7 protein-coding genes are annotated in these 8,680 nt (G+C 66.9%); 2 read left to right on the forward strand and 5 right to left on the reverse strand.

The window, feature by feature from the left end; genetic code table 11:
- Both DD1DGNOD_RS03055 and DD1DGNOD_RS03060 read right to left on the reverse strand, forming a co-directional pair.
- Nucleotides 1-1,387, reverse strand: a 1,387-nt coding sequence (locus tag DD1DGNOD_RS03055; RefSeq protein ID WP_241255431.1) for a sensor histidine kinase, incomplete at its 3' end; no start/stop codon positions are given.
- Nucleotides 1,362-2,045 carry a response regulator transcription factor gene (locus DD1DGNOD_RS03060; protein ID WP_241251180.1) on the reverse strand — a complete coding sequence of 228 codons (684 nt, stop codon included), beginning with the start codon at nt 2,043-2,045 and terminating at the stop codon, nt 1,362-1,364. The genes DD1DGNOD_RS03055 and DD1DGNOD_RS03060, both read right to left, overlap by 26 nt.
- Nucleotides 2,046-2,275: 230 nt before the next feature.
- On the opposite strand from DD1DGNOD_RS03060, the gene DD1DGNOD_RS03065 reads away from it, so the two are divergent.
- On the forward strand, nt 2,276-3,037 hold the full coding sequence (locus tag DD1DGNOD_RS03065; protein WP_131765137.1) for a response regulator transcription factor: 762 nt from the start codon (nt 2,276-2,278) through the stop codon (nt 3,035-3,037).
- A gap of 34 nt (nt 3,038-3,071) precedes the next feature.
- Nucleotides 3,072-4,562 (forward strand): sensor histidine kinase, encoded by a 1,491-nt coding sequence (locus DD1DGNOD_RS03070; protein ID WP_346434254.1) that lies wholly within the window; start codon nt 3,072-3,074, stop codon nt 4,560-4,562.
- A gap of 58 nt (nt 4,563-4,620) precedes the next feature.
- Here the strand turns inward: DD1DGNOD_RS03070 and DD1DGNOD_RS03075 are convergent, their stop codons facing one another.
- The 3 genes from DD1DGNOD_RS03075 to DD1DGNOD_RS03085 form a co-directional block, all read right to left on the reverse strand.
- Nucleotides 4,621-6,162 carry a sulfatase family protein gene (locus tag DD1DGNOD_RS03075; RefSeq protein WP_241255432.1) on the reverse strand — a complete coding sequence of 514 codons (1,542 nt, stop codon included), beginning with the start codon at nt 6,160-6,162 and terminating at the stop codon, nt 4,621-4,623.
- A 230-nt stretch (nt 6,163-6,392) separates the two neighbouring features.
- The gene (locus DD1DGNOD_RS03080; protein WP_131765201.1) at nt 6,393-7,679 is read right to left on the reverse strand and encodes a cytochrome P450; all 1,287 of its coding nucleotides are present in this window, start codon (nt 7,677-7,679) and stop codon (nt 6,393-6,395) included.
- 358 nt (nt 7,680-8,037) lie between these two features.
- A partial coding sequence (locus DD1DGNOD_RS03085; protein ID WP_131769396.1) for an aldo/keto reductase occupies nt 8,038-8,680 on the reverse strand: 643 nt, incomplete at its 5' end.

Here is an 8,680-nt window from a genome sequence, read left to right on the forward strand (position 1 = left end):
CCTGGCCGCCGAGCCGTGCTGTGAGGCCGGCGACCAGGGCCAGGCCGAGGCCGGTGGAGACCGGGCGGATGCCGCGGTAGCGCTCGTAGAGCACGGATCGCTCGAAGGCGACCGAGCAGTCCTCCGCGGTGAGGCCGGGCCCTGCGTCACGGACCTCGATCACGGCGTGTTCCCCCTCCTTCCGGAGAGCGAACACGATCGGGGCTCCGGCCGGCACGACCCGCAGCGCGTTCTCGGCCAGCCCGTCGAGGATCTGCCGGCACCGGGCCGCGTCGGTGACCGCGACAACCGGCCCGTCCGGAAGTTCCACCCGCAGCGGGACGCCTTCGGCGGAACATCGCCTCTCCCACACCCGCGCGGCGGCACCGACGATGCCGGTCATGTCGACCGTGGCCGGATCGACATGAAAGTCGTCAGCACCCAGGCGGGCCAGGCCCAGGAGGTCCCGGACCAGCCTGTCCAACCGCAGTGCCTCGGCGAGCACCACCTGCCCGGTTCCGGGCACCTCGTCGGGTGGTGTGATCCCGTCCGCCAGGGCCTCGGCAAAGCCGCGGATGGCGGTCAGCGGCGTCCGCAGTTCGTGGGAGACCGACAGGAGGAACTCCCGTTGCCGCTGCTCGCTCGTCACCAGCGCGGTGGCGAGCCGGTTGAGGGCGTCACCCACCTCGGCTACCTCGGTCGGGCCGGTCGCCGCGACGCGGATGTCCCGGCGGCCCGTCGCCAGCTCGTGCGCGGCAATCGACATCTCCCGCAGGGGACGCGCGAGCCGGCGTGCGAGCAGCACGCCCGCCGCCGTCGCGGTGGCGAGCCCGACGAGGAGGGCGACGGCGAGCCGGCGCGACACCGGCACGCTGAGCTCCCGACCCTGGGAGGCGGGCTGGGCCAGCACCACCGCACCCCCGTCCGGCAACGGTCGTGCGGCGATGTTGACGCGATCTCCCGTGACCGTTCTGGCTTGGCCGACCGGGTCTCCCGCCGCCAACCTGCCGAGGACGTCGGCAGGCAGTACCGCCCTGCGAGCGATCCGTGATCCCCAGCTGGACATCACCGTCCCTTCGCCGTCGACACGGATCACGGTGATCTGCTGGGCGGCCAGTATCCGGACCGCACCGGGTCTGAACTCGACCGCTCTCGCCGGCCGGTCATAGAGCTGCGCGACGAGCTCAGCCTGTCTGTCCAGCGTCCGACGTGCCTGTTCGTCGGCTGTTCCACCGATTAGTCGCAGAAAGATCGTTCCGGTGAGGACGGCCGTCAGGGTGGCGACAGCCGTGGTCAGCAGAGCTGTCCGTAAGGCCAGCCCGGACCGCCGGGATCCCGGCCATCGACGGTACCGCCAGCCCACCTCCCGGGGACGGGGTCGGTCAGGCGTCGGCGGTGTAACCGACACCGCGTACCGTCCGGATCGGGCTCGCGTCACCCAGTTTCGCCCGGACCTGGGCGACATGGACGTCGACGGTCCGTGTGCCGGCTGCCGCGGTATAGCCCCACACCTGCGACAGCAGCCGTTCACGGGAGTGCACAAGACCGGGGCGACGCAGTAACGCGGACAGGAGGTCGAACTCGGTCGCGGTCAACACGACCTCCCGGCCGTCGGCCCGGACACGGCGCCGGCCAAGGTCCATCACCACCCCGCCGGCGCGCAGCGTCCCTGCGGCATCGGGTGTTCCGGCCGCGCGGCGCAACACGGTTCGTAGCCGGGCGACAAGTTCGCGCGGGGAGAAGGGCTTGGTGACGTAGTCGTCCGCGCCCAGCTCCAGCCCCAGGATCCGATCGGCCTCTTCGTCGCGAGCTGTCACGAAGAGCACCGGTGTCCAGTTCCCCTCGGCCCGTAGCGTCCGGATGACGTCGAGCCCGTCCATCCCGGGCAACCGGATGTCGAGAATGATCGCTACCGGCGCCAGGAGGCGGGCCGAGGCCAGACCGTCGGTACCGTCGCCGCACAGGTGCATCCCGAACCCGTCACGTGCCAGGTACATCCGGATGAGATCGGCGATATGACGTTCGTCCTCCACTACCAGGACGAGGCCGGACGTTTCGTGTCCCACGCCTTTCAGTGTGACCCTGCGGGAAGTCGGGCCGGATCCCGCCCGCGGCGGAAGAGCGAACTGATGGTTTGCAGATTTTGATCACTTTTCAGAGGTGTATACGGGTATGGACGCATCTTTGGAGTCTGCCTCTCTCCTGTGAGAGGTGGATATGAACAAGCCGTTCGGTTCACATACAACTCACATGTGTGGGCGGTGTGCTGGATGCCAGGCCACGCGGGAGGAGGCCAGTGAGCGGGAACGCGAGCCATGGTCCGCAGCCGACACGGGTCCTGGTTGTGGACGACGAGGCGAACATCGTTGACCTTGTGCGCATGTCCCTGCGGTTCCACGGGTTCGACGTGGTCACCGCGGCGTGCGGGGACGAGGCGATCGCGGCGGTGACCGAGGCGAAACCGGATCTCATGGTGCTTGACGTCCTGCTGTCCGACACCGACGGTTTCGAGGTCTGTCGCCGGCTGCGCGACGCCGGGATCGACATTCCAGTGATCTTTCTGACTGCTCGTGACCGCCATGCCGACAAGATCGTCGGGCTCACCTGCGGTGGCGACGACTACGTGACCAAACCGTTCTCCATCGATGAGCTGGTCGCCCGGGTACGCGCCGTCCTCCGCCGCACACGGCGTGATCATCCGCCGGCCGCCGCGCAGATACTCACCTTCGCCGACGTCATCCTGAACGAGGACACCCACGAGGTGACCCGGGACGGCCATCCGATCGAACTGTCGCCCACAGAGTTCAAGCTGCTGCGGTACCTGTTGACTAATCCGCGCCGGGTGTTGTCACGTGTCCAGGTCCTCGACGCGGTCTGGAATTACGATTTCGACGGCGAGTACACCATTGTTGACCAGTACGTGAGTTATCTGCGGCGCAAGCTCGCGCCGCACGGGCCGCCACTGATCCACACCCAGCGGGGGTTCGGCTACATGTTGCGGGAGCCCGGGGTCCGTTCCAGCGGTCCGGGAGGAACCCCGGGAGCGGGAGGAGAATGATCACGTTGTCTCCGGCCCGCGTGACTGTGTCGCCGTGACACGTCAGATCCGGCTTCTGCTGTCCCCGAGGCTGCGGGCCCGGACGTTGCGGGTCCGGACGTTGCGGGTCCGGCTGATGGTCGGCCTTGCGCTGCTGATGGCGACCGGGCTGACGATCCCGGCTGTCGCCGGCGTGGTCGCGCTGCGTGCCTACCTGCTGGAACGGACCGACAGTGAGCTCCAGGCCGCGCAGAGTCTGCTCACCATCCGCGGCGTCGCTCTGCTGACGGGTATCGCGCCGGTTCTCGGTGCGGAAGGACTGCAGAAGGTCGTCGCGCCGACCAACTACGTGGTGGAACTACGCCATGCCGATGGCACCGTACAGCGGGTTGTCGGAGATGTCGGTCACCCGCTGCCCCCACGCCCGCTGATGGACGTCATCGGTGAACGGCCTGCCCGGGTCGCCGTGGGCAGGCCGTTCACCGTGATCTATGGTGACCGCAGGTACCGCGTCCTCGCCGGCACGTTGCCCGGGACCGGAATGCCGGACGTCGTCGCCGTGCCTCTGCAGCCGGTCGTGGCGACCCTCGCCCGGCTGGTGGCCGTCGAAACCGTCGCCGGAGTGGCCGTCCTCGTGCTCGCGGGCGTCTCGGCCTGGTTGTTGCTCGGTCGTGGCCTGCGCCCCATACGCGATGTCGCGGCCACAGCCGCCGCGATCGCCGCCGGGGACCTGTCCCGCCGGGTACCCGACCACCCGCCCCACAACGAGACCGGTCAGCTGGCTGCCGCGATCAACACGATGCTCGGTCAGATCCAGACCGCCTTTGACGACCGGGTGCGCTCTCAGGAGCGGCTGCAGCGGTTCGTTGCTGATGCTTCGCATGAACTGCGGACACCGCTGACATCCGTCCGAGGCTACGTCGACCTGCTCCGGCAGGGGATCGTGCCACCCGCAGAGGTGGACGACGCGTTGCGCCGGGTGTACGACGAGGCCCGCAGAATGGGTTCTCTGGTTGATGACATGCTTTACCTCGCCCACCTCGACGAGGAGCGTCCGCTGATCCGGGTCGAGGTGGACTTCGCGGCACTGGTGCGTGACGCCGTCCGTGACGCGGTGGTCGTGCAGCCGGCTCGCCCGGTGACGCTGCGCCTACCGGAAAGCTGCCCCGTGGTTGCAGAGGCGGACGCGTTACGGCAGGTGATCGGCAATCTGCTGGCCAACGTCCGGGTCCACACGCCGACGACAGCCGCGGTCACGGTGGAACTTACTCGAAGTGATCACATGGTTGTCCTCCGCGTCCACGATGAGGGTCCTGGTATGCCACCCGAGGTGGCTGAAAGGATCTTCGACCGCTTCTTTCGCGCGACCGACGGTCGCGACCGCGTGCACGGCGGCAACGGCCTGGGCATGTCCATCGTCGCCGCGGTGGCGGCGGCCCACGGTGGTACCGCTGAGGCATCCAGCGTCCTGGGTCGCGGGACCACTGTCCGGATCACGTTGCCCATTCACCTTCCTGCCTATCACCAGGCGGGATCGTCCGGATGAGACGAACCGCCGTGGCCGGCCACGCCAATAGTGCCGGCCACGGCGGTTCTGCGCGTGTTCAGCTCCGGCAGGTGGCACCGGAACAGGTCGCAAGCTCGTTCAGACGCGTGTCGAGGTCGGCGACCAGGGCCGCGTTCTGAACCTTGCCCGCCGGGGTCGCGAGCAGGTTGGTGAGCTGGTAAGGATCGGCGTTCAGGTCGTAGAGCTCGTGTTCGTGGACCTGCGGTGAGCGGTCGAGGTCATACCAGCGGACATAGAGGTACCGTGCGGTCCGCAGGCCGCTCCACGGCGGTATGTCGAGGTAGACAGCGGTCGCTTTTCCCACTGCCTCGGCGGCGATCCCGTCCTGGCCGTCGACACCGGGGCCGGCGTACTGACCCAGCAGATCGGTACGCCAGGATGCGGGTTCCTCACCATGGAGCAGCGGGACGAGCGACTGCCCGTCGACGTCCGGTGGAATGCTCACCCCGGCCAGCTCAAGAAAGGTCGGGGCGAAGTCTATGTGGGCGACCATGTGCCTGTCCGTGCCATGTTCGATTCCGGGACCGGCGATAACCAGGGGTACCCGCATCGACTCGTCGTAGGGCGCCTGCTTGCCGATCAGCCGGTGCGCGCCCAGGTTGTAGCCGTTGTCCGAGGTAAAAACGAGGTAGGTGTTGTCCAGCTCACCGACCGAGCCCAGGGTTTCGACGATGCCCCGCACCATTTCATCGAAGGCGTACAGCGATCCCATCCGGTTCCGGTAGTCCGGGCCGTTGGTCGCGGCTAACTGCGCGGACCGCGCCTTCGCGCTCTGTTGGAGCCACCACGGCTTGTCCGAGACGTCCGGTTCATTGAAATTCGGAGTCCGCGGTGCGGCGTCGTCGGCGAACGGGTTGTCGGCATGCCGTGGGGCCGGGGGCAGCGGAAGGTGCGGCGCCGTGGAGGCCGCGTAGAGGAAGAACGGCTCGTCTCCGGCAGCCGCCCGTCGGATGAAGTCGGTGGACTTGGCGGCGACGACATCGGTCGAGTAGTTCGCCGGATTTTCCGGGCCACCGTAGTCGACGATCGTGCCGTTCTCGTTCAGTGCGTAGTTGTAGCCGGTGTAGAAGAAGTTGTCGACGCTTCCGTACCATTCCGACCAGCCCGGCGGGATGTGCGTCGGGTCGTCCTCGGTCCCGTTCATGTACTTCCCGACCAGAGCGGTGTCGTAGCCGGTGTCGTGCAGGTACCTGGCGAAGGTTTTCTCCTCGTTGCCGTTCGCCGCAAAGGTGGCCCAGCCGCCGACGTCACCGGCGTTGGTGAGCACCCCGGTGTTGTGGCCGTATTTACCGGTGAGGATGGTACCCCGCGCCGGGCAGCAGATCGGCGTCGGAGCGAAACCGTTCGTGAACGTCATGCCCTTGTCGCGGATCAGGGACGCCGTGTATGGCATGGCCTCCCAGTAAGGCGACGTGGTCTGGTCGAGGTCGTCAGCCAGGACGAACACAAAGTTCGGCCGATCGTCATTCGCAGCCGCGTTCACCGTGGCCACGGACGGGGGCCCCGACGGATCGGGTGCCGGCGACACCGTGGAAATGATGCCGATGGCAAGAGTGGTGACGCCCAGCAAGCTGGCCACGCCAGAACAGGCACGTGTTCTCAGGCGTCGATACGGTGCGAACACCAGATATCTCCTGTCGAGGATGTCGGATGGACGAACAGAACATCTCGCCGTGACATCTGACAGGCGTCTATGCTTCGTGAGGGTTCCCTGCGAATCTCTCCGCGAGAGCCTCTGCTCCCGGCCGGCCGTCGAGATCAGGCCGCAAGACGATCCAGATGATCCGGTTCAAACCGAGTGGTCGGCTTTTAGGACCCGAGAGCCATCGGAAAGGCCTCATAGCCGCGCAGCACCCGGGTCGGCCTCCGGCGGGGCTCACCGGCCGGCATCAGGTCCGGGTAGCGTTCGAACAGTCTGCGCAGGCCGATCTCACCTTCGAGTCGGGCAAGTGCGGCGCCGAGACAGTAGTGGATGCCGCCGGAGAAGGCCAGGTGCTCCCGGGCGTTGGACCTGCGGATGTCGAACCGGCCCGGATCGGTGAAAACATCCGGATCCCGGTTGGCGCCACCCAGCAGAGCGGTCACCAGTTGCCCAGCGCGTATCGGAAACTCGCATATCTCGGTGTCCTGGCGAGCGAATCGGGCGGTGGTCTGGACCGGTGACTCATACCGCAGGATTTCTTCGACGGCGTTCGGCCACAGCGCCGGATCGTCGCGCAGGAGCATCCGTTGTTCAGGGTGGGCCAATAACAGGGCGGTGCCGTTTCCGAGCAGGTTGACGGTCGTCTCGAAGCCGGCCGCGAGCAGCAGTTGTGCAGTCGCGATCAGTTCTGTCTCGGTCAGGCGTTCGCCTTGGTCGACGAGGAGGACGAGTCTGCTGAGCAGATCCTCGCCCGGGTTGCGCCGCAGCCGCCCGAAATGGTCGCGCAGCCAGCTGTTGATTTCCCGAAGAGCGTCCTCCGCGTGCTTGTACGTCCGGTAGGGCAGGCCGATGTCAAGAGTTGGCGCTGCCGCGGTCCCCCAGGCCAGGAACTGGGTGCGCATGTCGACTGGAACGCCGAGGATCTCAGCTATCACCGTGACCGGTAGCAGGCTGGCGTAGTGATCGACCAGATCGACCCGTTCCTGGCCCGCCATCTTCTCCAGGAGTTCGTCCGCGGTCTCCTCGATGCGACCGCGTAGGTTCCCGATCGCCCGGGGCGTGAACACCTTGGACACAAGTTTGCGGTAGCGGGTGTGGTCGGGTGGATTGACCACCAGCAATGACGGTGGGTCGATCGGGCTGTTGGTTCTTTCGTCCCGGGACACAGCCGACAGCGCACGCAGCGGCCAGGGCAAGTTGGAACCGTCGAAGCCGACCCGGAAGCGTTCACTGCGTAGGACGGCTGTGGCGGCTTCGTGGCTGGCGGTTATCATTGCCAGCCGGCCGGATACGAAGGTGCCCTGTGACCGGACCTGCTCGTAGAACGGAAACGGGTCGGCGCGCAGCACCGGATCGGTGAGCAGCAGAGCGTGCGTGTCGCCACGACGTCGGGCCATGTGCATCAGCCCTCGTGCCACGCCGTGCCGGGTCACCCAGCGCATGCCCGTCCCCATGGGGATTCCTCGTGCGACTGACACTGTTACTCCCTGTCCTGGGATTTTCTTTGTTCCGTGGTGGACTCCGAAGGCGCCGGCTGACCATGGTGTGGATACCTCGGCCGTGGTCGTGTCACGGGTCATCAGGCTCTTTCGCGTCGCTGGACAAGGCGGTGGGCCTGTCGGCGTCGGCCCACCATCATCGGACAACGCGCCCATGTGGATGAGATTGTCGAATCGTGTAAATCACGTGTGAGGCGCCGCGACATCCGTGGGAACCCACCGGATCGCATGGCGATCTGACGGACCCGGTAGATCACTTGATGACTACCGGGTCCGCTTCTCCGGTGTGTCCGGAGGCTTCAGAAGGTGTTCGTCACCACATCGGTCGAGACGGTCCGGAGCCGACGCTGAGGCGGTCGATGCCTATCTCGATGTCGTCGAGGTCATCCGCGCTCAGCGTGAGTGTGGCGGCTGCGATCCAGCCGTCGACCTGGGACGGGCGGCGCGCACCGGCGATGGCGCCGGTCACACCGTCGAAGGCGAGGGTCCAGGCGACGGCGACCGAGGCGACGGTGACCTCGTGCCGTTTCGCCACGGTCCGCAGGACGTCGGCAAGGGCAAGATGGCGATGTAGGGGCTCGCCGGTGAAATCAGGCGACCTGCGCCGCCAGTCGTCGGCCGGAAGGCCGGCCGAGCGCTGGGCAGACCATGATCCGGTAAGTAGCCCCGACTGCATCGGGCTGTAAACGATAACTCCAATATTATGCTTGGCGCAGTACGGCAGGATCTCCGTGGCGGCTTCCCGCCTGATCGCGGAGAACGGTGGCTGGAGGGCCTCCACGCCACCCACCGGCCCGACGCGTTCGAGCAGTTCGACGTCGAAGTTGGACACGCCCACCGACCGGATCTTCCCTGCCGTGCGCAGTTCGTGCAGCGTCGCGACGGTGTCCTCGACCGGTGTGCCGTCCTGCGGCGGCCAGTGCAGCTGGTAGAGGTCGATCCGGTCGACGTTCAGC

The organism is Candidatus Protofrankia californiensis, assembly GCF_900634765.1.
Taxonomy (GTDB): Bacteria; Actinomycetota; Actinomycetes; order Frankiales; family Frankiaceae; genus Protofrankia; species Protofrankia californiensis.

What these genes read in the sequence shown, in the direction of transcription:
- DD1DGNOD_RS03080 (WP_131765201.1), bottom strand. Translation starts at nt 7,679, where the DNA reads ATGGGGACGGGCATGCGCTGGGTGACCCGGCACGGCGTGGCACGAGGG.